General features: G+C 65.2%; 21 protein-coding genes and 1 pseudogene. 7 read left to right on the forward strand and 15 right to left on the reverse strand.

The features are described 5' to 3' along the window. Positions 1–128: 128 nt before the first annotated feature. From mprF to BUB39_RS06920, 3 genes are all read left to right on the forward strand, one after another. Positions 129–2,810, forward strand: a complete 2,682-nt coding sequence (gene mprF / locus BUB39_RS06910) for a bifunctional lysylphosphatidylglycerol flippase/synthetase MprF (RefSeq protein ID WP_244540168.1) — start codon at positions 129–131, stop codon at positions 2,808–2,810. Further along, positions 2,807–4,195 (forward strand): virulence factor family protein, encoded by a 1,389-nt coding sequence (locus BUB39_RS06915; RefSeq protein WP_073052204.1) that lies wholly within the window; start codon positions 2,807–2,809, stop codon positions 4,193–4,195. The genes mprF and BUB39_RS06915 overlap by 4 nt, the downstream gene beginning before the upstream one ends. A gap of 132 nt (positions 4,196–4,327) precedes the next feature. Then, positions 4,328–5,299 carry an endonuclease/exonuclease/phosphatase family protein gene (locus BUB39_RS06920; protein WP_073052205.1) on the forward strand — a complete coding sequence of 324 codons (972 nt, stop codon included), beginning with the start codon at positions 4,328–4,330 and terminating at the stop codon, positions 5,297–5,299. A gap of 3 nt (positions 5,300–5,302) precedes the next feature. Here BUB39_RS06920 and BUB39_RS06925 read toward each other — a convergent pair whose 3' ends face one another. From BUB39_RS06925 to BUB39_RS06965, 9 genes are all read right to left on the reverse strand, one after another. Continuing rightward, the gene (locus BUB39_RS06925; RefSeq protein ID WP_175561765.1) at positions 5,303–7,195 is read right to left on the reverse strand and encodes a DUF2207 domain-containing protein; all 1,893 of its coding nucleotides are present in this window, start codon (positions 7,193–7,195) and stop codon (positions 5,303–5,305) included. 8 nt (positions 7,196–7,203) lie between these two features. Further along, complete coding sequence (locus BUB39_RS06930) at positions 7,204–7,752, reverse strand: LemA family protein (RefSeq protein WP_073052842.1); 549 nt, start codon at positions 7,750–7,752, stop codon at positions 7,204–7,206. Positions 7,753–7,972: 220 nt separating this feature from the next. Further along, the gene (locus BUB39_RS06935) at positions 7,973–8,812 is read right to left on the reverse strand and encodes an ABC transporter permease subunit (RefSeq protein ID WP_073052207.1); all 840 of its coding nucleotides are present in this window, start codon (positions 8,810–8,812) and stop codon (positions 7,973–7,975) included. Continuing rightward, complete coding sequence (locus BUB39_RS06940; RefSeq protein ID WP_073052208.1) at positions 8,809–9,579, reverse strand: taurine ABC transporter ATP-binding protein; 771 nt, start codon at positions 9,577–9,579, stop codon at positions 8,809–8,811. Before BUB39_RS06940 ends, BUB39_RS06935 begins: the two co-directional genes overlap by 4 nt. A 104-nt stretch (positions 9,580–9,683) precedes the next feature. Further along, positions 9,684–10,703 (reverse strand): taurine ABC transporter substrate-binding protein, encoded by a 1,020-nt coding sequence (gene tauA, locus BUB39_RS06945; RefSeq protein ID WP_073052209.1) that lies wholly within the window; start codon positions 10,701–10,703, stop codon positions 9,684–9,686. A 675-nt stretch (positions 10,704–11,378) separates the two neighbouring features. After that, positions 11,379–12,632, reverse strand: coding sequence for a lytic murein transglycosylase (locus tag BUB39_RS06950; protein WP_244540169.1), 1,254 nt, complete (start codon positions 12,630–12,632; stop codon positions 11,379–11,381). A 92-nt stretch (positions 12,633–12,724) separates the two neighbouring features. Further along, the gene (locus BUB39_RS06955; protein ID WP_073052210.1) at positions 12,725–13,081 is read right to left on the reverse strand and encodes an MmcQ/YjbR family DNA-binding protein; all 357 of its coding nucleotides are present in this window, start codon (positions 13,079–13,081) and stop codon (positions 12,725–12,727) included. A gap of 31 nt (positions 13,082–13,112) precedes the next feature. Next, complete coding sequence (locus tag BUB39_RS06960) at positions 13,113–14,084, reverse strand: ribose-phosphate diphosphokinase (RefSeq protein WP_073052211.1); 972 nt, start codon at positions 14,082–14,084, stop codon at positions 13,113–13,115. 80 nt (positions 14,085–14,164) lie between these two features. Then, positions 14,165–15,751: a peptide chain release factor 3 gene (locus tag BUB39_RS06965; protein WP_073052212.1), complete on the reverse strand. Its 1,587-nt coding sequence runs from the start codon at positions 15,749–15,751 to the stop codon at positions 14,165–14,167. A 229-nt stretch (positions 15,752–15,980) separates the two neighbouring features. Between BUB39_RS06965 and BUB39_RS06970 the strand changes: the two genes are divergently transcribed. After that, complete coding sequence (locus BUB39_RS06970) at positions 15,981–17,636, forward strand: winged helix-turn-helix domain-containing protein (protein WP_073052213.1); 1,656 nt, start codon at positions 15,981–15,983, stop codon at positions 17,634–17,636. A 54-nt stretch (positions 17,637–17,690) separates the two neighbouring features. Here the strand turns inward: BUB39_RS06970 and BUB39_RS25725 are convergent. Both BUB39_RS25725 and BUB39_RS06980 read right to left on the reverse strand, forming a co-directional pair. Beyond that, positions 17,691–18,407: pseudogene (locus BUB39_RS25725) on the reverse strand (DUF1194 domain-containing protein); the annotation flags it as partial. 74 nt (positions 18,408–18,481) lie between these two features. Beyond that, complete coding sequence (locus BUB39_RS06980; protein WP_073052215.1) at positions 18,482–18,832, reverse strand: DUF423 domain-containing protein; 351 nt, start codon at positions 18,830–18,832, stop codon at positions 18,482–18,484. A gap of 94 nt (positions 18,833–18,926) precedes the next feature. On the opposite strand from BUB39_RS06980, the gene BUB39_RS06985 reads away from it, so the two are divergent. After that, complete coding sequence (locus tag BUB39_RS06985) at positions 18,927–19,769, forward strand: NAD-dependent epimerase/dehydratase family protein (protein WP_073052216.1); 843 nt, start codon at positions 18,927–18,929, stop codon at positions 19,767–19,769. Positions 19,770–19,796: 27 nt separating this feature from the next. On the opposite strand, the gene BUB39_RS06990 is transcribed toward BUB39_RS06985, so the two are convergent. Both BUB39_RS06990 and BUB39_RS06995 read right to left on the reverse strand, forming a co-directional pair. Beyond that, positions 19,797–20,579 carry an SDR family NAD(P)-dependent oxidoreductase gene (locus tag BUB39_RS06990; protein ID WP_073052844.1) on the reverse strand — a complete coding sequence of 261 codons (783 nt, stop codon included), beginning with the start codon at positions 20,577–20,579 and terminating at the stop codon, positions 19,797–19,799. Between the two features lie 58 nt (positions 20,580–20,637). Continuing rightward, entirely contained in the window at positions 20,638–21,408 is a 771-nt protein-coding gene (locus BUB39_RS06995; RefSeq protein WP_210187041.1) for a glucose 1-dehydrogenase, read from the reverse strand. Between the two features lie 104 nt (positions 21,409–21,512). On the opposite strand from BUB39_RS06995, the gene mgrA reads away from it, so the two are divergent. Further along, entirely contained in the window at positions 21,513–22,520 is a 1,008-nt protein-coding gene (gene mgrA / locus BUB39_RS07000) for an L-glyceraldehyde 3-phosphate reductase (RefSeq protein ID WP_073052218.1), read from the forward strand. 15 nt (positions 22,521–22,535) lie between these two features. Here mgrA and BUB39_RS07005 read toward each other — a convergent pair whose 3' ends face one another. Then, positions 22,536–23,174 (reverse strand): YjbE family putative metal transport protein, encoded by a 639-nt coding sequence (locus BUB39_RS07005; RefSeq protein WP_073052219.1) that lies wholly within the window; start codon positions 23,172–23,174, stop codon positions 22,536–22,538. 103 nt (positions 23,175–23,277) lie between these two features. After that, positions 23,278–24,279, reverse strand: a complete 1,002-nt coding sequence (locus BUB39_RS07010; RefSeq protein ID WP_073052220.1) for an aldo/keto reductase — start codon at positions 24,277–24,279, stop codon at positions 23,278–23,280. A 221-nt stretch (positions 24,280–24,500) separates the two neighbouring features. Here BUB39_RS07010 and BUB39_RS07015 point away from each other — a divergent pair, with 221 nt between their 5' ends. Continuing rightward, complete coding sequence (locus tag BUB39_RS07015) at positions 24,501–25,340, forward strand: GNAT family N-acetyltransferase (RefSeq protein WP_073052221.1); 840 nt, start codon at positions 24,501–24,503, stop codon at positions 25,338–25,340. Positions 25,341–25,399 lie beyond the last annotated feature (59 nt).

The following is a 25,399-nucleotide window of genomic DNA, read 5'->3' on the forward strand; positions in this document are numbered from 1 at the left end:
GCCACGCCTCTGCCGGCCTCAATCCGGCCAGATTTGCGGCCTCATCACAGGGGCAACGCAATATCTGGGAAGGGCGCGTCGCCTGGTTGACATCGATCGACCGTATAGCGAGGCCCCGCAGGGGTAACATGTCACAGGCTGCAATGGCGTCACGCCGTTCAGAAGGGGACCTTGCGGTCGCCCAGCCGGCTGCTGCCGGTGAAACCGCTTCCGGTGCCGGCGAAGTTTCGCCACGCCCGCGTCCGCTCGACCGGATTCTTGGCTTTCTGTCCGCCTGGAAACCCGCCATCGGCGCGGTCGCGGGGCTGGTCGTCCTCGTCCTCGTCTGGCTCGCGATCAATCACCTGATCGGCGAAGTCGACTATGATGACGTGATCGATGCGCTGCACGCGACGCCGATCACGGCTATCGCGGCGGCGCTCGGCTTCACCGCGCTCTCGTTCCTGTCGCTCAGCATCTATGACTGGTCGGCACTCCAGCATCTCGGCCGGCGGGTCTCCTACCCGATGGTGGCGCTGACCTCGTTCTGCGCCTATGCCGTGGGCAATACGGCCGGCTTCGGCCCGCTCACCGGTGGCGCGATCCGCTTCCGCTTCTATGGCCGCCTCGGCTTCGAGCCGGCCGACGTCGCGCGCATCGTCGCCTTCATCACGGTTGCCTTCGGGCTCGGACTGGCCGGTGTCACCGCGCTCGGACTCGTCTTCGACCCGGCTGATGTGGCGGCGCCGGTCGGGCTGCCGCCCGCGGTCCTGACAGTGATCGGCGCTGCGATCCTGACCGGCCTTGCGGCGCTGCTCGCCTGGTCGACATTCGGTTCCGGGCGGATCGGCTGGCGCGGCATTTCATTCGCGCTGCCGACGCCCCGCATCATGCTGATGCAGTTCGGCGGAACGCTGATCGACGTCGTGACGTCCGCAGCCGTGCTGTGGGTTCTGCTGCCGCAGACCGATGTCGGTTTTCCCGCCTTCATCGCAATTTATGCGGTCGCCATCGGCCTCGGCGTCGCCAGCCATGTGCCGGCCGGCCTTGGCGTATTCGAGGCGGTGATCGTCGCCGTCATCGGTCGCACGGCGCCTGTCGATCAGGTGCTGTCGGCGCTGTTCCTCTATCGCATCATCTATTACGGCGTGCCGCTCATTGCCGCCTCGGGCCTCGTCACATCGCTGGAACTGCGCCGCGTCGCGGCCGGCACTCAGGCCTCGCGGGTGCTGAAGGCGGGCGCGCATCTTTCACCGCGCGTTCTGTCGGCGCTGACACTGGCGATGGGTGCCGCTCTGATCTTCTCGGGCGTGACGCCGGCCGCTGATGAGCGGCTCGACATGCTCTCCAACATCCTGCCGCTGCCGATCCTCGAGGGGGCGCACTTCATCGAAAGCGTGCTGGGCCTCGGGCTGATCGCGATCTCGCGCGGCCTTGCGCACCGGCTGGACGGTGCCTGGTGGGCCGCCATCGTCTCGGTCGGGGTCGCGGTGGTGTTGTCGCTGCTGAAGGCGATCGCCATCACGGAGTCGATCGCGCTGGCGCTGCTGTTCCTCGCCCTGCTGGCGACACGGCGCGAGTTCAGCCGCCCCGCCTCGCTGTTTCATCAGCGGCTGACGCCGGGCTGGTTCTTCGCCATCGCCACGGTCATCGTCAGCGCGGTCGTTGTGCTGCTGTTCGTCTATAGCGATGTCGATTATTCGCGCCAGCTCTGGTGGCAGTTCGAGTTTTCGGAAGAAGCCCCGCGCAGCCTCCGCGCCCTGCTTGGCGTCGTCATCGCCGCCGGCTCGCTCGCCGCCTGGTCGCTGCTGCGGCCTTCAAAGGGCAAGACCGGGACGCCGACCGACGAGGAGATTGCCGACGCCGTCCATATCCTTGCCGACCAGCCTTATCCGGATGCGAACCTCGTTCGCATGCGCGACAAGACGCTGCTGTTCTCGGAAGATCGCCGCGCCTTCATCATGTTCGGCCGTCAGTCTCATTCCTGGGTGGCGCTGTTCGATCCGATCGGGCCGCGCGATGCCTGGCCGGGCCTTGTCTGGCAGTTCGTCGAGATGGCGCAGGCTGCCGGCGGGCGGGCCGTCTTCTATCAGGTCCAGCCGCAGAACCTCGCGCTCTATGCCGATGCCGGGCTACGGGCCTTCAAGCTCGGCGAGGCGGCGCAGGTCGATCTCGCGAGCTTTGATCTCAAGGGCGCAAAGCGGGCCGGCCTTCGTCACGGCAACAACCGCGCAATCCGCGAGGGTCTCAGCTTCGAGCTGATGCCGCCCGAGGCCGTTGCCGAAGAAGTCGATGCCCTGCAGGCCGTCTCCAATCTCTGGCTCGCCGAGCACAAGGCGCGCGAGAAGCGCTTTTCTATCGGGGCTTTCGACCGCGGCTATGTCGCGGCACAATCGGCGGCGGTCGTGCGGCGCGAAGGGCGGATCGTCGCCTTCGCTACCGTGATGACGACCGCGCTGAAGCAGGAGGGGACCGTCGACCTCATGCGCTTTGCCCCCGACGCGCCAGCCTCGACGATGGAGTTCCTGTTCATCAACCTGATGCTGGCGCTGAAGGCCGAAGGCTATCGCACCTTCGATCTCGGCATGGCGCCGCTGTCGGGACTGACCGGAGGTCCGACTGCACCGTTCTGGCACCGGATCGGCAGCGCCGTCTTCGAGCACGGCGAGCGTTTCTACAATTTCAATGGTCTTCGTGCATTCAAGGCCAAGTTTCAGCCGGAATGGCAGCCGCGCTATCTCGCCGTGTCCGGCGGCGCAAGCCCGGTGCTGGTTCTGACGGATGTCACCGTCCTTATCAGTGGCGGTTTGAAGGGAGTCGTCGGCAAATGATCCGTTTCCTCGCATCGGCGGTCGTCGCGACTGCATTCGCGTTTCCCGCCTTCGCCGACGCGCCCAAGCCGCTGCCAGAGTTCACGGCAGGTCTGCTTGGCAAGCCGCAGATCCTCTTGCCCACGGTTCCCGTGACTGGCACGGTCATCCTGTTCGCCGACAAGGACGGCTGGACAGCTGACGAGACTGCGCTCGCGAGCGATCTCCAGAAGAGCGGCGCGATCGTCGTTGGCGTCGATACGACGGCGATGTATGCCGGGCTTGAGGCCGACAAGGAAGACGAGTGCATCTATCTCGTCGCCGACATCGAGGATCTGTCACACCAGATCCAACGCGCGCTCGGCACGCCGAACTATCATTCGCCGATCATCGCCGGTGTTGGCACGGCTGGCGCGCTCACGCTTGCCATTGCAGCACAGACGCCCGACGCAACCTTCGGCCATAGCGTCGCTGTTGACCCGACCCTTGCCATCCCGCTGAAGAAGCCGCTTTGCACCGACGCGCCGCGTCAGGCGACGGCCGATGGCTCGATCTATGGCCTGGCGGAAGGCGACCTCACCAATCCGGTCGATGTGCTTTATACGACCGCTGCGCCCAAGGATGGCCGCGACCACGTCACGGCACTGCAAGGCCAGGGTTTCGGCATCAAGGCGAAAGATGTGACGGAAGGCGCTTTTCCCGCGCTGAAGTCACGCCTGACGCGTCTGCTCGCGCCGAAGCCGGATACCGACAATCCGCTCGCCGACCTGCCGCTCGTCGAACTTCCGGCGCCAGCGCAGCATGGCTCCATGGCGATCATCTATTCGGGCGATGGCGGCTGGCGCGATCTCGACAAGTCAATCGGCGATGCGTTCCAGAAGCAGGGCGTCCCAACCATCGGCGTCGACTCGCTGCGCTATTTCTGGTCGCGCAAAACGCCGGAACAGACCTCGGCTGATCTTGCCCGCATCATCGACTACTACACCGAGAAATGGGGCATCGATCATGTCGTCCTGGTCGGATACTCCTTCGGTGCCGACGTGCTACCGTCCGCCTACCGGTTGCTGCCGCCGGACGAACAGAGCCAGGTGAGCGAAGTCTCCCTGCTCGGTCTTTCGGACCAGGTCGATTACGTCATTTCAGTCGGCGCCTTCCTCGGTACCAATTCGGGCGACGGCGAGACGCTGCCCGATATCAAGACGATGAAGCCATCGCTGATCCAGTGTTTCTACGGTGAAGAAGAGGACGACAGCCTCTGTCCCAAGCTGGAGGGCACCGGCGTCGAGCTGATCAAGACGACCGGCGGCCATCATTTCGATGGCGATTATGATGGGCTTGCCCGTCGCATTCTCGATGGGCTCAATCGGCGGCTTTCCGGTGCCGTCGAGCCGGTGGCCGATCGATAGACCACCTGCATGAACGGACGAGGCGAAGCGAACGGGACCGGGGGCGGCGCATTAGCGGCCGCCCTTCCCGTGCCAACTGAGCGGTTTCCCCCGATACCGGCGGGACGCAAGGCAATCCCGTATCGGCAGAGCATGCTTCTGGTTGTCCGCTTCCTGTTCGACGCCAGCTTGGTGCCGGTAGCCGTGTTGGTTCTCGCGGGCCATTTCGGCCGTGCGGACTGGCTTCTCGACATGACCAACTATTTCCGCCCGCATATCGCGGGGATGGCGCTGCTGCTGCTGCTGGTCGCCATCATGGGCGGTGGATGGCTGCGCCTTGCCGCGGCATTCCTGGTGTTCGTTGCAGCGCTCTATCCTCTCGTCGCCACAAGCCTGCCCGCCGCCACTACCGTCTCAAAGGGCAATCTGCGACTGACCACGGCGAATGTCTTTGGGCCGAACCGGGATTATGCGCGCTTCGAGGCTATGGTGGCCGAAATCGCGCCGGACATCCTCGTCGCACAGGAAGCCGTTGGAGCGTGGCCCTTGCATCTCGCTGCGCTGCCGGGTCTTCCGTTCGTATCGGATCTGGGCCTGCGCTATCGCTCGCATGTGATGGTCGCAAGCCGCTATCCGATCAAGACCACTCTCATCGGTCTCGAGCCGCCAGCGGTGCCCAGCTACCGTACGGGCGGCTCCCTGGCGCTGCGGATCGAAGTCGACCGGCCCGCCGCGACGCGCCCGCTCGTCATCTATGCCATTCATCCGCAAACCACGCGAACCTACGAAGGCTGGTTTGCCCGCAACGCCTATCTTCATGCGATCGCCAAGCGGCTTAAGGCTGAGAAGCCTGGGACGGACCTGATCGTTGCCGGCGACTGGAACACCCCATTCTGGTCGCCCGTGCTGGCGGAATTCTTCGCCGCTTCCGGACTCCAGACGACCGAACGGGGTTCGTGGCCGCCGCCGACCCGCTTTTTCCGCGAGGCCAGGCTGCCGCCGGCGCTGGGCACGCCGATCGACCGCGTTGCGGTATCCAAGGATATCGGTCTCGCCGACATCCACATCGGCAAGCCATTCGGCTCAGATCACCTTCCGGTGACGGCTGATCTCGCGATCCCCTGACGCCTACCAGCCCGAACCGCCACCGCCGCCGCCGCCCGAACCCGACGACCCGCCGCCGGTCGAGCCGGAGCTCGATCCAGGGGCGGTCGAGGCCGCAGCAACGGTTTGGGAAAGGCTCGATCCCAGTCGGTCGACTAGGCTCGAGGGATCGCGGTGCGAACTGGTCATGTACCAGCTGGCCACGGCGGCCGAAGCACCCGCCGTCGCGAGAATGTCGGCAAACTTGGCGGCCCAGGCATTCTCGACATCGAGCGCCACTGCATAAGGCAGATAGCGCTCGAAAAGCGCCGGCGTCTTCTCGGGCGGATGCAGAACCTCCAGGCGGTGCTCCTCGGCGGTACCGAGATAATGGCGGAAGCCGGCGACAGAATCGCGCAGCTTCTGCCCCGCCGCGGTCGGGCTTCGCATCCAGCCGAAGGACGAGACGAGCACCGGCAGCACAACCGCCGGCAGCAATAGCGGCGCGGCATCGAACGGCGCCACGATGGTCTCGGCAAACGCGATGACCCCGGCCCCGCCAAAGGCGATCGCAAAGACGCCGAGAAAGATCCATGTCAGGAGGCGCGAGAAGAGGGACTGCCCCGTCTGTCCGGCATTCAGTGCAATGCCGACCACGATGCCGGCGACTGAAGCGAAGAGCAGCCCGACAATCGCCTGCACGCCGCGATCGCCGCCCATCGACAGCGCGAGACCCAGCCCCGTGAAGATGTAGGTCACCGCGGTCAGCAGCAATCCCACCGCGAGCCAGCCGCCGTTCCAGTGGAAGATCGTGCCGGCATAGCTGCGGGCGAGGCCGCGCGATAGAGCCGTCTTCGCCGTCTGCAGCACCGTATGGTTCTTCTGCACCAGCGGCACAGCGGCAGAGGCGCCGAACAGCGCCGCCTCCATGTCGGTCTCGGGAGCTGCCAGCGATGTCGGGCTGTCCTGGCGCGTCACGACGAGCGCGGCGCCGCTATCGGCCAGTTGCAGATGACCATGCACGCCAAGATCGAGCAGGGCGGCTGTGAAGGCGCGATCATCAAAGGCCATCGCCGAGACATAGCGCGCGGCGGCGGCCGACAGCCCATCGGGCGGTGCGAACAGCGGCACCATCGGCCCGCGCGGCGGATCGCGGCCGACTTTGAGCCACGCCAGGAAGAAATAGGCGAGCGTGACGACGCTGCCAGCGAGTGCCGCCAGTGCGCCGAGATTGTCGAAGATCCACCAGAGCGCCCGGCGCTCAAAGGAGGGCGGGTCGACGATGCCTTTTTGCCATGAGGCAGAAACGGTGAGACCGCTGCCAATCGCCAGCGGCGCCGTCGTGCGGAAGAGCAGCGTACCCGGATGAGCCGTGTCCCAGATCACGGAAGCCGCATGGTCGCGCGAGCCGGGTGGCCCGGTATAGGCGATGAAGTTTTGGAACGACACCGCTTCTGGAAGCGTGATCCGCGCTTCTGCGCTCTCGATAGGAAACGTCCAGTCGGTTCCCGTAGCGTTCCAGGTCAGTTCGTCGAAATCGGAAAAGAAGCCGATCTGCCGCGTCGTCTTGTAGTGAATGACATAGTCATGCGGCCCTTTCGGAACGAGCGCGTCGGCGGAGCCTATCCGGATGCGCGTTCCGTTGCCGATCTGCTCAAGTGCGTAGGGCTCCGCCTTCCCGTCGCGACTGATGCCTTCGACCGAAAAACCGACGACCACCGAGGCGCCGCGCCTGTCCTGATAGCGCGTCGGGAAATCGCGCACGATGCCGTGTCGGATCTGCTCGCCTTCGGCCTCGATACGGATCGTTTCCGTCACGTCGAGATCGCCGTTACGGGCGACGACCACATCGCTGACGAAGGAGAGAATGCGCTCCTCCGCCATCGCAGGAGCCAGGGTCGCCAGCAGGGCGATGCCGGCAATGAGGAGGCGGGACATCATCGTCCTCAGAATGTGACCTTGGGCGGGATCGACGCTGCTGCACGGTCCTCGATCTCGTAGAAGGGTTCCTCCTTGAAGCCGAGCGTATTCGCGATCAGCACGGCGGGGAAGGATTGGACCGAGGTGTTGAGATCGCGCGCCGTGGCATTGTAGTAACGCCGCGCCATCTGCATCTGGTCCTCGATGCCGGCGAGTTCGGTCTGCAACTGGCGGAAATTCGCATCGGCCTTCAGTTCGGGATAGGCCTCGGCAATCGCGATCAAGCGGCCGAGTGCCCCGGACAAGGCTGCGTCGGCGGCAGCCTGACTCTCGACCGTGCCCGCCTTCATGCTGGCAGCGCGCTTGTCGGCCACATCCTCGAAGATGCCCTTTTCGTGGGCGGCATAGCCCTTCACGGTCTCGACGAGATTGGGGACGAGGTCGGCACGGCGCTTTAGTTGCACATCGATGCCGCTCCAGCCCTCGCGGACGAGATTGCGCTGCCGCACGAGCTTGTTGTAGAGCGCCACGGCATAGGCGCCGAGAGCGACGATGATCGCTATGACGATCCAGATGGACATGAGCTTCCGATCCCTTCGTGGCGCTCTTTGGCGGCGCCGCTCATCCTAGCCTGTCCGGCCGTGAATTGCGCCTGCCTGTCGAACGACGCTACGGGCGCCATGACAATCTGACAGTGGGGTCGGTCACTTCATTTCGAGCGCAATTTGCGCTCTGCTCGCGGCGATGCTCGCGATGCCCTGCCAACGCCGCCGATGCACCTTGGGGCTCTGAGGCTCAGGCCTTTCCGGCCCAGGGCACCAGCCAACGTTCAACGAGACGGATCAAGGCTTCGAGCGCGAATGCGACTGCGGCGATGACGAGAATGCCCATCACCACGACGTCGGTGACGAGAAACTGCGCCGCCGACTGGATCATGAAGCCAAGGCCTCTCGACGCGGCGACGAGTTCTGCGGCTACCAGGGTCGACCAGCCCGTGCCGAGCGCGATCCGCACCCCGGTGAGGACGCTCGGCAGCGCGCTCGGCAGCACGACGTGTCGCACCAACTGGCGCCGCGTCGCCCCCAGCGCACGAGCCGCGTTCAATCTGTCTGTCGCAACGGCGCGCACGCCGGACGCTGTCGCGATGACGATCGGCGCCAGCATCGCGATCGCGATGATCAGGATTTTGGATGGCTCTCCGATTCCGAACCATATGATGACCAGTGGCAGATAGGCAAGCGGCGGGATCGGTCGGAGGATCTCGATCAGCGGATCGAAGATGCCCCGTCCGACCGGGCTCGCGCCGATGGCGAAGCCGATCGGCACGCCGACCACGATCGCCGCCGTCAGGGCGGCGAAGACGCGGCCAAGGCTCGCTGCCAGATGCTGTGCAAGGGTCGCGTCGACGAAGCCGTCGCGCGCGACGGCGACGAACTGCCCAAACACGGCAGCCGGTGCCGGCAGAAACAGCGACGGCACAAGTGCCAGGCTCGCCGAGACCTGCCAGGCAGCGAGCAGCACGGCGAGCGTCGCGAAGCTGATCAGCCGCACGGGCACGGCACCACGCTTCCTGCTCGGCCGATGATCGGTCGGTTCATCTGGCGCCAGTACGGCTTCGGCGAGATCGAGGCTCATGCGGCTTCCCTTTCGAAGATGGCGTCCAGCAGCGCCTCGCGCATCGCGACGAAATCGCGGCTCGACTTGATCGATCGGGCGCTTTCGCCGGCGAGACGGCGCCTGCTGAAATCGACGTTGAGCGTCTTGACGATGCGGCCGGGATTTGGGGCCATGACCACGATGCGGGTTGCCAGGAACAGCGCCTCCTCGACGCCGTGGGTGATCAGCAGCACGCCGGCACCGCTCTTAGCCCAGACTTCGACGAGGAGCTCCTGCATCGCCTCGCGCGTCATCGCGTCGAGCGCTCCGAGAGGCTCGTCCATCAGAAGGAAGGTTGGCCGGGCCGCCAAGGCTCGCGCGAGGCCGACGCGCTGGCGCTGACCACCGGAAAGACGCCAGATCGGCCGATCCGCCAGCCCTTCCAGGCCGACAATCGCGAGCTGGTTCTCCGCTATGCGGCGGCGTTCGGCCTTGCCGATGCCGGAAAGGCGCGGTCCCAACGCAACGTTCTCGGCCGTGGAGAGCCACGGAAACAACGCGTCGTCCTGGAACACCACGGCGCGATCGGCACCTGGTCCCGTGATCGCGACGCCGTTGACGGCGACGCGGCCCGTGGTTGGCGGGACGAAACCGGCTGCCAGATTCAGCAGCGAGGTCTTGCCGCAACCGGAGCGTCCGACCACCACAAGGAATTCGCCGTCGCGAAGGTCGAGCGACACGCCGCCGAGCACTTGCGGGCCATCGTCATAGCGCAGCGATACCGACTCGATGGCGAGATGAGCCATGGCGCACTCCTCAACAGGACCAAAATGCCGTCGGCCCGTTTCGTGCCAGAGGACACGAAACGGGCCAGATGCGCTTCGGGGTGCCGCCTTCCCCGAAAGCGGCATCAGTTGGAGGCGAGCGCCTCGGTCACGAATGTGGTCGTGACATAGGGAGCGTAGTCCGGCAGCACGGCCGGGATCTTGCCCTGCTCCTTGAGGAAGTTCGAAGCGTCGGCGACGGCCTTGACCGTGCCGCCGCCGAGAAGGGCGGCCGAGGCCTGCTCGTCGAGCTGCGGGAAGTGATAGCCCTTGAGCAGCGCCGGCACTTCGTCGACCTTGGCGCCGGTCAGCCTAGAGATCTTCGCGGCCTCAGGCGATTTCGCATCCCAGCTCGCGCCCTTAGCCTTGAAGTCGGCATAGGCAGCGCCCGTCACCTTCACGAAGGAGGCGACGATCGCGGGGTGCTTTTCGGCGAAATCCTTGCGCACGATCCAGGCGTCGAAAGTCGGTGCGCCCCATTTTCCGACCTCGGCCGAGTCCGTCAGAACCTTGCCGTTCTCTTTGATCTTGCCAAGCGCCGGATCCCAGACATAGGCGGCGTCGATATCACCACGCTGCCATGCGGCCGCGATCTCCGGCGGTCGCAGATTGAGGATCTCGACCGACTTCGGGTCGATGTCCCAATGCTTCAGAGCGGCCAGAAGGCTATAATGGGTAGTCGAAACGAAGGGGACGGCGATCTTCTTGCCGACGAGGTCCTTCGGCTCAGAGATCTTGGCGCCGTCACGCACGACCAGCGCCTCGCTTTCGCCGATCAGTCCGACGACATAGATCGTCTCGATCGGCAGTTCGCGGCTGGCGGCGGCGGCGAGCGGGCTCGACCCGACATAGCCGATATCGACCGCGCCCGAAGCAATGGCAGCGATGACGTCCGCGCCCGAGTCGAACTTCTTCCAGTCGATACTGGCCTTGGCGGCCTTCTCATAGGTGCCCTCGGCCTGCGGAATTTTGGAGGGCTCGACGACGGTCTGGTAGGCGATCGTGACTTTCTGCTCCTCGGCTGCCTTGGCATTGACGCCCGCGGCGAAAGTGAGGCCGACCGCGGCGGCGGTGGCGAGGAGAGTTCTGCGGGTGATGTGGCTCATGGTGTGTCCTGACATGCGCGCGGGCTCGATCGGTCCCTTGCGGCGCTTGTGTTCATCTGATGCTTGGTACGGAGTGCCGCGCTGGTGATCCAAGGCGCGGCGGCCATCGCGTGGCGCGTCAACAGAGCCGTTCGGTCATGGACGTGTCCCCCCTCGGGGCTTAGCCGTTGTTGGCGCGGGGCAAGCCTCACGGATCCAATGATCCTCAAATCGCCGCGACGATCGACCACTCGACCGTGGCCCAAGACTAGGCAATGACGCCTATCTCGATAAAGGAAGTAGATTTTATTTTGAGCGCCGCGTCGGGTAATCCTTCCGCCGCCGAAGCGCCGCCGCGGCAGATGGCTTCCCGTTCAGGCGGGTCGATCCTGCTGGAAGTAAGCGAAGCCACGAAGCTTCAGCAGCACGTTCGGCACGGCCATCGGCAGTGCACCGCCGATGAAGGAGCTGATCGGCGTCGGATAGAACAGCATCACCGCCGTGAAGAGGATGGGCGATAAGCGACCGCCGTCCGCACGAACGTACCGGCCTGGAAGAAGGTGGCGCTGATGAGAAGGAGGGCGGCGCGACAAGCGGCACCAGCGGCATAGTCGCCGCAAGCTCAGCGTCACAGGCATCCGCTCCAGCGACCGACCGAAAAAGACATTCTCCCCGGCCGCTGCAAGGGTCGGCAGATCAGCCGCCGGCGCGCAGCTTCTGCAGGAGAGCGGTGTCCGGATAACCATCCGGCGGCAGGCCGAGTTCGAGCTGTGCGGCGCGGACGGAGGCGCGGGTGCCCGAACCGATCATGCCATCGGCCTTGCCGACCGGATGGCCGCGCTTGGCGAGCAGTGTCTGCAGCTCCTGCACTTCCTTGAAGGAGAGACCGTCGACATTGCCACCGCGGCTGACGGGCGGCGCGCCGGCAAGCCGGGTCGCGTAATAGGCGGCGGTCAGCGCATAGACAAAGGACTGGTTCCACTGCAGATAGACGTCGAAATTGGCATAGCCGAGGAAGGCTGGGCCATTGCGTCCCATCGGCAGGATCAGTGTCGCCGGCAGGCTTGCGGGGCCGAGCGTCGAGCCGGGAGCCGCGGTGATGCCGAGGCTCTGCCATTCGGCGACACTCTTGCGGACCGAGAGATCGGATTGCGACCAATCCATCGTAGAGGGGACACGGATTTCGGTCAGCCAGGGCTCATTGCGCTGCCAGCCTTCATGCACCAGCAGGGCGGCGGCCGAGGCGAGCACGTCCGCTGTTGAATGCAGCAGGTCGCGCTTGCCGTCGCCGTCATAGTCGACGGCGAAGTCACGGTAGTGCGTGGCGAGGAACTGGACCTGGCCGAGTTCACCGGCCCAAGGCCCCTTCATCTCGGCGGCTGTCAGATCGCCGCGGTCGATGACGGTCAGCGCTGCCATCAACTGGTCGCGGAAGAGGTCCGATCGGCGGCAGTCATAGGCGAGCGTCGCCAGCGAGCGCAAAGTCGGCATATCGCCGAGATTGGCACCGAAATCGGTTTCCAGGCCCCAGAAGGCGACGAGAACCGGCGCGGGGACGCCGTAGTCCTTGTCGATGCGTGCGAAGAGCTTGGCGTTCGACTTGATCAGCTGAGCGCCCTTCTGCAAGCGGTATTTCGCGACCATGCGATCGGAAAACTGCAGGAAGTTCTGTGCGAAGACGTTCTGTGCGCGGTCCTTGGCGATGACGTCGGGTGCATAGGACAGGCCGTCGAGCGCCGAGGATACCGTCGCCGGGGAGATGCCACTGGCCAGCGCCTGGCCTTCGAAGTCCTTCAGCCAGGCTGTGAAACCCGCTCCATTGTTGGCGCAGGTCGCGGCAGAAGCGGCGCCTGCCACCGTCGTCACGAGAACCATGGTGAGGAGCCGCAGCCCGGCCTTCAGCATCGAGAAACCTCCGAAAGGCGTCATATCCTCGGCGACACGTGCCATTCCCGCGCCGAGAATGCAACGCCGTCGCTGGCATTCGGGGCGATCGCCGTGCGCCGTCACATGTCTGCCGCACTGCGTATCCGACCAGCGTGTCAGCCTTCAGCCGCCCGCGCCTGGTCGTAACTGGCGATCAGCCGTTTCGGTGCGGCCATGCGCCATGCGCGCTCCACCAGCGGCGCCATCCGTTCGGCGTCGATCGCGGCGAGGCGGATCAGCACATAGGGATAGCCGCGATAATGATCGGTCGTAAAGAACGCCTCAGGCTCGATCTCGATCAGAAAGTCGCGTTCGTCCAACTCGCAGCGGAGCGCAAAGACCGTATCCTCATCGCGAATGCGGCCGAGAAAGCGCTTGGCGACCATGAACGACATCGTGCCGTGATGCGTGCTCTCGGCAACGCCTGGAAGCGCCAGGAATATGCGGCGGAGGTCATCGGGGCTGGTCGCCATCATCGGGCTCCCGCAACGTCGCTCTACCGCTTTACTCCGCGGCGATCTTGGCTGCGTCCTGATCTGCATAAAACAATGCGCTGACGGATTCGCCGCAATTGATGCGCCGCATTGCCTCGGCGAGCGCCGGCGCAACGGACAGAACCGTCAATTTCGGTACCCGCTTCGCATCCGATAGCGGCACGGTATTGGTGCAGACGATCTCGACGATATCAGGCTCGGATGCCAGGCGCTGGAGGCTGTCGCCAGCGAAAATGCCGTGCGTCGTGGCGATGCGCACCGAACGGGCGCCGCCGGAACGCAGATGCTGCAGCAATTCCAGGATCGAGCCGCCGCTGGCGATTTCGTCGTCGAGGACGATGACGTCGCGGTCCCTGACATCGCCGATCAAGGTCGAGATGCGCACCTGCGTATCGCTGATGCGTTCCTTGGCACCGGCCGCGACAGGAACGCCCAGCCGTCTCGCAAACGCGGCGGCGTTCTTGGCGTTGCCAAGATCTGGAGAGACGACGACCCCGCTACTCAGATCATAAGATTGAAAATGCGACGACAGCTCGTCGAGCGCATGGAGCTGGTCGACGGGGACGCTGAAGAACCCGTGCACCTGGGGCGAGTGCAGCGTCATGGTCAGTACGCGGCTCGCGCCGGCTGTCGACAGGAGATCGGCGACTAGACGCCCGCCGAGGGAGATGCGCGGCGCGTCCTTCTTGTCGGACCTTGCATAGGAAAAATACGGAATGACAGCGGTAATGCGGGCGGCCGATGCACCGCGCGCGGCGTCGAGCATCAGCATCAGCTCGAACAGGTTTTCCTGCACCGGCGCCGTGAGCGGCTGGATCAGAAACACGTCCTGATCGCGGCAGTTCGCTTGCAACTGCACTTCCAGGCAATCGTTTGAAAAGCGCTTCAGCCGTGTCGGGAGCAACGGAACCTTGAGATGAGCGCAAATCTCTTGTGCGAGATCGGGGTTAGCGTGACCGCTGAAGACCGCCAGTTCGCTCATAGATCCACCCCATGAAGCAATAGCGGCCGATTACCGGATTCGGCGGTCACAAGCAAACGGTGAGTGACGCCGTTTTGGCGTCACGCCGCCTGCTGGCGCTGATAGTCCTTGATCTCGCTGGCGGTGATCGTCGGAGCGCGATCGAGCTCGTAGCGGAGCTCGAAGGCGGAGGGCGCCATGAAGACCGGCGCGCCGTCGAGATCGGAGGCCATCGAGCTGCGGTGGCGCTCCACGAACATATTGAGCGCATCCTTGTCGGTGCCGGTGACCCAGCGGCAGACTGTGAAACGCGACGGCTCGAAGTCGATGGGCAGGCCATATTCGACCTGCATGCGCTCCTTGAGCACGTCGAGCTGGAGCGCGCCGACGACACCGATGATCGCGGGCGAGCCGTCCTGTGGCAAGAAGACCTGAACGACGCCTTCCTCAGCCATCTGCTGCAGCGCTTCCTTCAGCTTCTTGGCCTTCATCGGATCCTGCAGGCGGATGCGGCGCAGGATTTCCGGCGCAAAGCTCGGCACGCCGCGGAAGACGAGATTCTCACCCTCGGTCAGGGTATCGCCGATGCGCAGGGTTCCGTGATTGGGAATGCCGACCACGTCGCCGGCAAAGGCTTCGTCGGCCAGCAGGCGGTCCTGCGCGAAGAAGAATTGCGGGCTCGACAGCGGGATCGGCTTGCCGGTGCGCACGAGCTTCGCTTTCATGCCGCGCTGCAGTTTGCCCGAGCAGACACGCAGGAATGCGATGCGGTCGCGGTGGTTCGGATCCATGTTCGCCTGGATCTTGAACACGAAGCCCGACATCTTTTCCTCGGTCGGCTCCACCACACGGCCTTCGGCCTGCTGGGGCCGCGGCGACGGTGCGAAGGCTGCAAGCGCGTCGATCAGGTCGTGGACGCCGAAATTACGGAGCGCCGAACCGAAATAGACCGGCGTCAGGTGGCCTTGGCGGAAGCTGTCGGTGTCGAAACCGTTACCCGCTCCCTCGATCAGCTCCATCTCTTCGCGGAAGCTGGCAACGGCTTCCGGCGTGGTCAGGCCGTCGATCTGCGGATCATTGGGGCCTGAGACCGGGATGACGGCATCGTCGGTGTCGATGCGGCGGACCGTGCGCGCGATGATGTCGTAAGTGCCGGCGAAGTCGCGGCCCCGGCCGATCGGCCAGGTCATCGGCACGGTGTCGAGCGCCAGCACCTTCTCGATCTCGTCGAGCAGGTCGAACGGGTCGCGTGTCTCGCGGTCCAGCTTGTTGACGAATGTCACGATCGGGATGTCGCGCAGGCGGCAGACCTCGAACAATTTTCGCGTGCGATCTTCGATGCCCTTGGCGGCGTCGATCACCATGACGGCGGAATCGACGGCCGTCAGTGTCCGGTAGGTATCTTCCGAAAAGTCTTCGTGGCCCGGCGTATCGAGCAGGTTGAAGATCCTGCCGCCATATTCAAACGTCATCACCGAAGTGACGACCGAGATGCCGCGTTCGCGCTCGATGCCCATCCAGTCCGAACGGGTCTGGCGACGGTCGCGCTTGCCCTTGACCTCACCGGCGAGCTGAATCGCGCCGCCCATCAGCAGCAGCTTTTCGGTCAGCGTCGTCTTGCCCGCGTCGGGATGCGAGATGATGGCGAATGTCCGTCGGCGGTCGACGGGTCCGGTGGAGGCGTCCATGGGATCTGCGTGCTTCTAGCGATGGTCGGTGTGGCGCGCATGGTTAGACGACACGTGGGCGAAAGGCCAGCCCTCAGGTCACTCTCCAACCGAGTCCTGACCCTGGGGTCTTGTCGGCGCGCTGCACTTGCCCTCTGATGGGCACACGCGCGAAACGGCCTCTGCAACTGGCTCGCGGTGCTGGCGCGGGGGACAGCGCACCGACGGGGTCTTGATTGGACGCAACGCCATGTCCGATGCGATGTGCTTTGCCGGTTTCGCCTTTGCAGCAGATTTCACGTCCGCTCGACGCGAGGATGGCAGCTCCATCGCGTTTACGCGGGCGGAGCGGCGTCTGCTCGCCCACCTCGTCGCCCATGCGGGGGCGCTCTGTACTAGGGACCAACTGCTCGATGCCATCTCAGGTCTGGGCTCGGATGCCGGAGACCGCAATATCGATTTCGTCGTCGCCCGCGTGCGATCCAAGCTCGGCGATCCGGCGCGGCAGCCGATCTTCATCGCGACGCGCTATGGCGAGGGCTATGTCTGGATCGCTACGCCGCGCAGGCCTGCCTCTGAGACAGTTCCCCCATTCCTTATCGTTGGGCCGATCAGGCGGCTGTCGGGCGAGGGGGAGCCGGGTGGTACCTCGCTCGCTTTCGCGGAGGCACTCGCCGCGGTGCTGCGGGCCGAGATCGCGGACCAACGGGGCGTGGTGCTCGACCCGGACGCGTCGCTTACCGGGACTGCCTCATCGCCCGCGCCCGAATTCCAGATCGAGTTGACCTTCGTCGATGTCGACGGCCGGACCGACTGTGTCTCCGTCTTGCGGCATTGCGGGACGGGCGCCGTGCTGAAGGTACGGCGCGACGAGGATGTCGATGCTTCCGGACGGGCGGATGTCACGGCGGGCGACCATGCGGCGGCGCTGTGGTTGTCCCTTGCCACGGAGCGTGGCGAGGGCAATCCCGAAATCGGGCCGTCCGACCTGCGCATCTACGAGGCCGGGACGCCCTTCGTCCGCAACGACGACCCGGACCTGCCGCCCGAGGTCTCAGTGAAGGACGAGGCATTCCCGATCGGCGAGAACTTCCGCCGCAACGAGGCGCAACTGCGCAAGTTGCGGGAGTTGCGGCCGGCCGACCCCGTCCTGAAGCTCATGCTGGCGATCAATATCCACGCGCGCTACATCGCGGATGGCTGGCGCTTCCTTGCCACGAGCGATCCGCGTGCGCGCGACGAAGCGGACATCCGCGATCTCGTTCTCGGGGCGTTGCCCGAGCTGATGCCGAGCCCACAGCATGTTCTGTCGGCGGCGAAGCTGCTCCAGTTTCTCGGTCCGGAATATGGCACGGCGGCCCTGTCACTGGCAGAAGACGCCTTTCGCCGGGCCACCGAACTTGGGCACGCCTTGACGACACTCGGCGCTATGCGCTGCTTCAGCGACGATTTCGCGGCCGGGCTGCCATTGCTCTGGCAGGCGCGCGCGTTGGTCAAGCCGGGGACGCTCGCCGAGCGCTACATCGTTGCGACGATTTGTCAGCACCTGATGGGAGCGGGCGATTTCGCGGGTAAGGATCGCGAATTACAGCTCCTCACGCGCTCCCCGCTCAGCAAGGGTCCGTTCCGCCTCGTATTCGCCAATCCCGGTGAGGTCGATCCCTCGCTGCCGGTGCGCATGACGCTCCGCCTGTTGTCCGCGAAATATGCCCGCGCGATGCTATTGTGGAGCTACTACACCAGCACGCGGCTCTATACTGGCCGCGAGGCGCGCGAGAACGTCATCGTCGGCTTGGCTGGCCACCTTCGCCGCCGGTTCGGCGACGCGATCATCCTGCCGGAGGTCGCCCAGGCGGTGCCAGGCATCTTCGGGACGCGCGCCGCGGTTGCCGAGCCGGTCTCCTGACAAGTGGAACTTGGGCAGTTCCCGCCGCGCGATATCGGGTGCTCCGATTTCCCGCAGCAGCTTGATGCGCATCGCCCGCCTGAAATCGCCGATGCCGATGGCATCGATGACGAATGAGCCGGGTCCGCTGGCGACGAAGGTGCGATAATAGCTCCCGAGACCGGGCTCGTTCCCGGCAATGGCGAGGCCGTTGACGGTGACGCCGAGTTGCTCGGCTCTGGTCCGCGCAGCGGACAGAGTGACGCTGGCGGGTCGGCGGGGTCGGCGGCTCTCGCGGCCATTGCCGGATATGTCGACGACGCGCCGCATCGAGCAAAGCGAGGGATCCTCGAGGAGGTCGAGGGCGCGCGAGAGGCCGACACCGATGTCCGTGCTGCCGCCGAGGTCGCGCGGCAGCCTCACGATGCGCCCGGCGAAGCGCGCCGCGTCGGCGGCGGCGAAGAGATGATCCCAGGGGATGACGCGCACCCCCATGGCGTCGTCGGCCCACAGGACCGCAGCCACCGAGAGACCGCCGCCCGAGCGGATCGCCGCCAGCACATCCCGGGAGCGCAGTGCGTCGGCGATGCCGTCGATCTGAACCGCGAATGCGGAATCATCGACACTGCTTGAAGCGTCTATCGCGAAGACGAGGGCCGTCGTCGTGCACGGTGGTTGGGCAGCAGCGCGGTCGGCTACCAATGCGCCCGCGACGAATGGGGTAACGAAAGCCAGGACAAGCCGGATCAAAGTGCCGGCTTGCTTTGAGACAACGCCTTCTTGCTTCGCCATGATGCGCTCGCAGTCAGCTTGAGACTGCGGGAGCGATAGCCGGCGATTGTTGCGCGATTGTTTGATTGGGTCCGTCAGCGCTTCCCTGCGAGCGCCGCGATTCCGATGCCGAGCCAGCCGAGGATCATCGCCGTGCCGCCCCAGGGCGCGGCAAAGGCCAACGCTGCGCTACCAGTGAGGTCGTGGAAAGCGAGCGCGCCGGCAAAGACCAGCAGGCCGAGCGCGATCGCCGCGGCCGAGACGGTCATGATCCGCCCGCGCGCCACGCCATAGAGCCCGAGGGCGAGGAGGGCGGGGGCCTGCGCCATGGCCATCTGCCCGGCCGTCGCGAGCCGGTCGGCACCCGCGATATGCGCTCCGGCCGCGGCGAGCGCCACGCCGAGCGCGCCGGCAAGCCCAGCGGCAAGAAGAAGGGCGCGATCCATATTTCATCACCTCATTGGCATGCCGGCGCTGGCGCAAGGCGGGTCAGCGCCCTAAGTTCGCGTCCAGACCCTAAATCGATTCAGGAGGACGAATATGATCATCGTGACGGGAGGAAGCGGCCTTGCGGGCCGCGCCGTGGTCGAGGACCTTGTCTCGCATGGATATGAGGTGACGTCGATCGACAGCGCGCCGCAGCTGGCCGGCCAGGCCGCCAAGTATGCGCGCACCGACCTGACGGATTACGGCCAGACGATCGCTGCCCTTTCCGCCATCGACGAGCGCGTCTCGAATGTCGAAGGCATTGTCCATCTCGCCGCGATCCCGGCGCCGGGCCTTGCCCCGAACCACGTCATCTTCGAGACCAACATGATCTCGACCTACAACATCTTCGAGGCGGCGCGCGTGCTCGGCATCCGCAACGTCGTTTGGGCGTCGAGCGAAACCGTCCTCGGCCTGCCGTTTGAAACGCCGCCGCCCTACGTTCCCGTGGACGAGGAGTATCGCGGCCGGCCCGAGACGGCCTATTCGCTTTCGAAATTCCTGTCCGAAGAGATGGCGAAGGAATTCTGCCGCTGGGATCCTTCGTTCAAGATCTTTGGCCTGCGCTTCTCCAACATCATGGCACCCTATCGCTATTCGGAGTTCCCGGATTTCGACAAGGACATCAACCTGCGCAAGTGGAACCTCTGGGCCTATATCGATGCCCGCGACGCGGCACAGGCCGTCCGCCTCGCGCTTGAATCGAAGCTCACCGGCGCCGAGGTGTTCATCATCGCCAATGAAGACGGGGTGATGGGGAAGCCAAATGAGGAACTGCTCGACGAGGCCTTCCCGGGCGTGACGCGCAAGCGGCCCTTTGGTCCGCACGAGACGCTGCTGTCTATCGAGAAGGCCAAGACGGTCCTCGGCTACAAGCCGCTGTTCAACTGGCGCTGAAGAGGCGAGGGCGGACGAGTGCCGCCCTCAATCTGCCAACTGGCCGGCGGTAAGGTTGAATATCTCCGCAGTGACCGAGCCAGCATATTCTGAGGCGAGCAGCACCGCGGCGTTGCCGACTTCGGCGAGCCGCGGCAGACGGCCGAGCATCGTCGAGGCGCCATAGCGGGCGTCGAGTTCTTCTCGCGCTATCCCTTCCTTGGCGGCATGTTCGTCGAATAGATCGCTGAGGCCTGGTGCGTCAGGCGATCCGGCAGAGCGGATGCAGGCAACGCGTATATTGTGAGGGCCAAGCTCGGCGGCCAATTGGCGGCAGAGGGCCTCGATCGCCGCGCAGGCGACCCCGAAGCCGCCGGTCGTCGGAGAGGGGTTGCGGCCACATTGGGCCGTGAGCGCCAGGATCACGCCACTGCGCTGGCTCATCATCCGCCGCGCGGCTGCCGTCGCCGTCAGGAAATGCGTGTGCATGGCGCGGTTGATCGGCTGTGCGAAACTACCGACCGGCATGTCGACGAGTGGCGTGCCCTGGATGTCGCCGACATCGATGAGATTGAACGAGATGTCGATGCGGCCGAAACGCTCGACGATCGCCTCCATGTGCCGTTCGACAGCGTCGGCGTCCAGCGCATCGACGGGCATCGCTGCGGCATGGCCGCCTTTGTCCCAGATGCGGCAGGCGACGCGCTCGAGCTTCGCTTGCGTCCGGCCCGCGAGCACCACGCGAGCGCCGTGCCGTGCGAACGCCTCTGCGACGGCGCCGCCGACAGCGCCGCCGCTCCCATAGATGACCGCAATCTTTCCATCGAGCATGCTGTCCTCCTCATCCATTTCCGGCAAGGACGAACGGCGACAACGCTTTCCGACAGCGCTAGACGACCGCTGTCACGCCGCCATCGACATAGAGGATGTGACCGTTGACATAGGTCGATGCGTCCGAGGCGAGGAAGATCGCGGCGCCGGCGAGTTCTTCGAGTTCACCCCAGCGACCCATGGGCGCGCGCTGCGTCAGCCAGGCATGGAAGGTCTCGCTTTCAACGAGAGCCCTGTTCAACTCGGTCTTGAACCAGCCGGGTCCGATGCCGTTCACATTGAGGCCGTGCTTTGCCCACTCGGCGCACATGCCCTTGGTCAGCATCTTGACCGCGCCCTTCGAGGTCACATAGGGCGTGATGGTCGCGCGGCCGAGTTCGCTCGTCACCGAGCAGATATTGATGATCTTGCCGCGCCGGCGCGGGATCATGTGGCGCGCCACCGCCTGGCCGACAATGAACGGCGCGTCGACATTGGTCTCGAGCACGCGGCGGAAATCCTCGAGGGGGAAGTCCTCCAGCGGCAGGCGCTTCTGCAGGCCGGCATTGTTGACGAGGATGTCGATGGGCCCGATCTCGGCCTCGATCTCCGCGACCGCCGCCGTAACGGCATCCTGGTCGGTTACGTCGAAGGCTGCGGTCGAGACCTGGTCGGGGAAGGGGCCTTTCAGCGCAGCGGCGGCCTCGCTGAGCGCCGTCTCGCTGCGGCTGTTGAGCACCACTGTCGCACCAGCCTCGACCAGGCCGCGCGCGATGGCAAGGCCTATGCCGCGGCTGGAGCCGGTGATGAGCGCGACGCGCCCGGTCAGATCGAACAGCTTCATCACCATACTCGCCTCCCGCGTTGGAGTTCCGTTCATAGCCGCTTGACGGCAGCAGCGGCAACGCTCAAAAAACGAGGCCTTAAATCGATTCAGACCGCCGGAGCCGTTTCATGATCTATGTCGCCGCCGACACACGCTACGACACGATGCGCTTCAATCGTGTCGGCCGGACCGGGCTCAAGCTGCCGGCCATCTCGCTCGGGCTCTGGCACAATTTCGGCTATGACGGCAAGGTCGAGACGATGCGGGCGATGTGTCATCGCGCGTTCGATCTCGGCATCACCCATTTCGACCTTGCGAATAACTATGGTCCGCCGCCCGGCTCGGCCGAGGAATTCTTCGGAACGATGGTTGAAGGCGACTTCAAGCCTTATCGCGACGAGATGATCATTTCATCTAAGGCTGGCTATTACATGTGGCCCGGCCCGTATGGCGAATGGGGCAGCCGGAAATATCTGTTTGCCAGCCTCGAGCAGAGCCTGAAGCGGATGAAGCTCGACTATGTCGACATCTTCTATTCGCACCGCTTCGACCCGGACACGCCGCTCGAGGAAACGATCGGCGCCCTCGACGCGATGGTCCGGCAGGGCAAGGCGCTCTATGTCGGCATTTCCAGCTATTCCTCGCAGCAGACGCATGAAGCCGCGGCGATCGGGCGGGCGCTCGGCACGCCGCTCATCATCCATCAACCGCGCTATTCGATGCTCGATCGCTGGACGGAGCGCGACGGGTTGCTCGATGCGCTGGAAGAAGAGGGCATGGGCTGCATCGTGTTCTCGCCGCTGGAGCAGGGTGTTCTGTCCGACCGCTATCTGAAGGGAATCCCGGCCGACAGCCGCGTGCGCCATTCCCACTTCCTGCAGGAAAAGGTGCTGTCGGATGCCAATCTCGGCCGCGTGGCAGCGCTTGACGCGATCGCCAAGGCGCGTGGCCAGACGCTGGCGCAGATGGCCCTTGCCTGGGTGCTGCGTGATCCCCGCATGACCTCGGCGCTGATTGGGGCGAGCCGTATCTCACAGATCGAGGACGCAGTCGCAGCGCTCGACAACCTCGCCTTCACGGCCGACGAGATCGCCGCGATCGACGCTCATGCGATCGACGGCATGCTGAAGGTCTGAGGCAGGGGAGGCCGGCTAGATCACGCCGGCCTTATCGGCGAAGTGGAACATCTCCAGGCCGCCATCCCAGATCATGCGGAAGGCAACCCAGGCGATGACCAGCAGGCCAACATAAGCGATCCAGGGCGCGCGTTTGAGGATGCGCGCCACGAAATTGGCGGCAACGCCCATGAGCGCCACCGACAGAACGAGGCCGACGACCAGCACCCAGGTGTGATCGCGCGCTGTTCCCGCGACGGCGAGGACATTGTCGAGCGACATCGAGACGTCGGCGATGACGATCTGGCTGAGCGCCTGACTGAGAGTCTTGGTGCCGGTGCCGGCGGGCTGATCCTCGAGCGCAGCATGCCCCTCGGCTTCTTCCGCGCCATGGCCGTTGCGGATCTCGCGCCAGAGCTTCCAGCACACCCAGAGCAGCAGGATGCCACCAGCCAGTGTCAGGCCGATCACGCCGAGTAGCTTGGTCGCGAACAGCGCGAACATAATGCGGAGCACCGCGGCGGCGCCGATGCCGATGATGATGGCTTTGCGCCGGAGATCCTTCGGCAGCCCGGCCGCCGCCATGCCGACCACGATTGCATTGTCGCCGGCGAGCACGAGGTCGATCAGGACGACGGTCGCGAGCGCAATGAGTTCGGCGGTCACGATATCCATGAACGAGCGTGTCCTTGTCAGTCAGGCAGGTCTGCGGCGGGGCGGTTCGACCTATCTGGGGTTTGCGGCGCGCGTTGTCCAGACGGCGGCACCCGGTCGCCGCTCAGGCGGGGATCGGCGACGCCGGGTCGATGAGGCCTTCGGTGCGAAGGTCGGTCCAGAGCGAGGCGGGGATATCGGCTGCGAACCAGGCGGCGATTTCGCCGACTTCCGCCGCTGAGCGTGGGCCGGGGATGACGCTGGCGACGAGCGGGCTGCCAAGCGGAAAACGCAACGCGGCGGCGGGAAGCGCGACATCATGCGCGTCGCAGACCTCTGCGATCTTGCGGGCGCGGGTCATGATCGCCTCAGGCGCGCGAGCATAGTTCCAGGTGTCGCGGCCGGCGAGAATGCCGGAATTGAACGGGCCGCCGACGATGATGCTGGTTCCGGCCTTCTCGCAGAGTGGGAACAAAGTGTGCAGCGGCTCCTGCTCCAGCAGGGTGTAGCGCCCCGCGAGCAGGAACGCGTCCCACTGGCCGTGCTTCGTCGCCTCGGCCAGCACCTGCCATTCGTTGACGCCGAGGCCGATCGCTTTCACCGCACCGGACGCGCGCAGTTCGTCCAGCGCCCGGTAGCCGCCATCCATTGCGATCGGGAACAGCTCTGCGTTCAGCGCTGCGCCATGCTGATCAACGCCGATATCGTGGATCAGAAGTAGTTCGATGTGATCGACGCCGAGCCTCTGGAAGCTCGCCTCGAAGGATCGCATCACGCCATCATAGGAATAGTCGTAGACGTGCTCGAACGGGAGCGGATTGACCCACTGGTCGCCTTCAGGCTGTGGCGTCACGCGCGGCCTGAGCAGGCGTCCGACCTTGGTCGAGATCATCACGTCCGGGTGGCCGCGGACCACATCGCCGACAAGGTGCTCCGACCGGCCATAGCCGTAATAGGGCGCCGTATCGACATAGCGGATGCCAAGTTCGACGGCACGCTCAACGATGGCACGGCCTTCGGCGTCGGAAATCGGCGGGCGGACATTGCCGCCGAGCGTCGCAGTGCCGAGGCCGAGCGTAGAGAGTCGCAGCGACGTCCGGCCGGCGGCGCGGGTCTCGATTGGCATGTATGATCCTCCTGCGGCGGCCGCGTCGCGGACGCACTCGGTCTTTGAAGTCGGGACGATTCCTCGGCGGGCTTCATAGCCATTTAGGTGGGGCTGCCCTGTTGGGCCGAGGTTAGCCGCGCCGCTAATCGGGAGGCAAGAGTTGAAGGCTAGGCCGCTTGGATTGTCCCGCGCGTCATGCCTAAACAAGTGCTGGGACTTTTCCACTGGGGCAAAGCAGCATGCTGTCGATCCGCGAGATGACGCGCGAGGATCTCGACCTGGCCCTCACATGGGCCGCCGGCGAGGGGTGGAATCCGGGCCTCGGAGACGCGTCGGCGTTTCATGCGGCCGATCCCGGCGGCTTCCTGATGGGTTTCCTCGGCGACGAGCCGGTGACCGCGATCTCGGTTGTTGCCTATGGCGAGGCATTCGGCTTTCTCGGCTTTTATATGTGCCGCCCCGAGCACCGCGGTCGCGGCTATGGCTGGCAGACTTGGCGGGCGGGTATCGCGCGGCTCGGCCATCGTGTCATCGGGCTCGACGGCGTGGTCGCGCAGCAGGAGAACTATCGCGACTCCGGCTTTGCGCTTGCCCATCGCAATATCCGCTTCGGCGGCGTGGTCGACTGCGAACCGCCACGCGACGTGCGCCTGATGCCGGTTTCGGGCGATCTGACGCCGGCGGTCCTCGCCTATGATGCCGGGCTTTTCCCCGCGCGCCGTTCCGCTTTTCTGAACGCGTGGCTCGATGGTAGCGGCGGTCGCGCCGCAGTGGCGTTGGTCGAGGACGGCAGCGTGCGCGGCTATGGCGTCATCCGGCCGGCGGTGAGCGGCTTCAAGATCGGGCCGCTCTTCGCCGACAGCGCCGATGGTGCCGACCTGTTGTTCCGGGCGCTTGCCGAGAAGGCGGAGGGTGCACCCGTCTTTATCGATCCGCCGGAGCCGAACGGCGCAGCGCTGGCGCTCGCCGCACGCTACGGCCTCGAGCCGGCGTTTGAGACCGCGCGGATGTACCGGGGACCGGCGCCCAGCCTGCCGCTCGATCGCATCTTCGGGATCACGAGCTTCGAACTCGGCTGACCGCACCCACCCGGGATTGCAGCCGACGGCGTCGCTTGCGATGATGGCGAACGGTGCCG

Source organism: Kaistia soli DSM 19436, assembly GCF_900129325.1.
GTDB lineage: Bacteria > Pseudomonadota > Alphaproteobacteria > Rhizobiales > Kaistiaceae > Kaistia > Kaistia soli.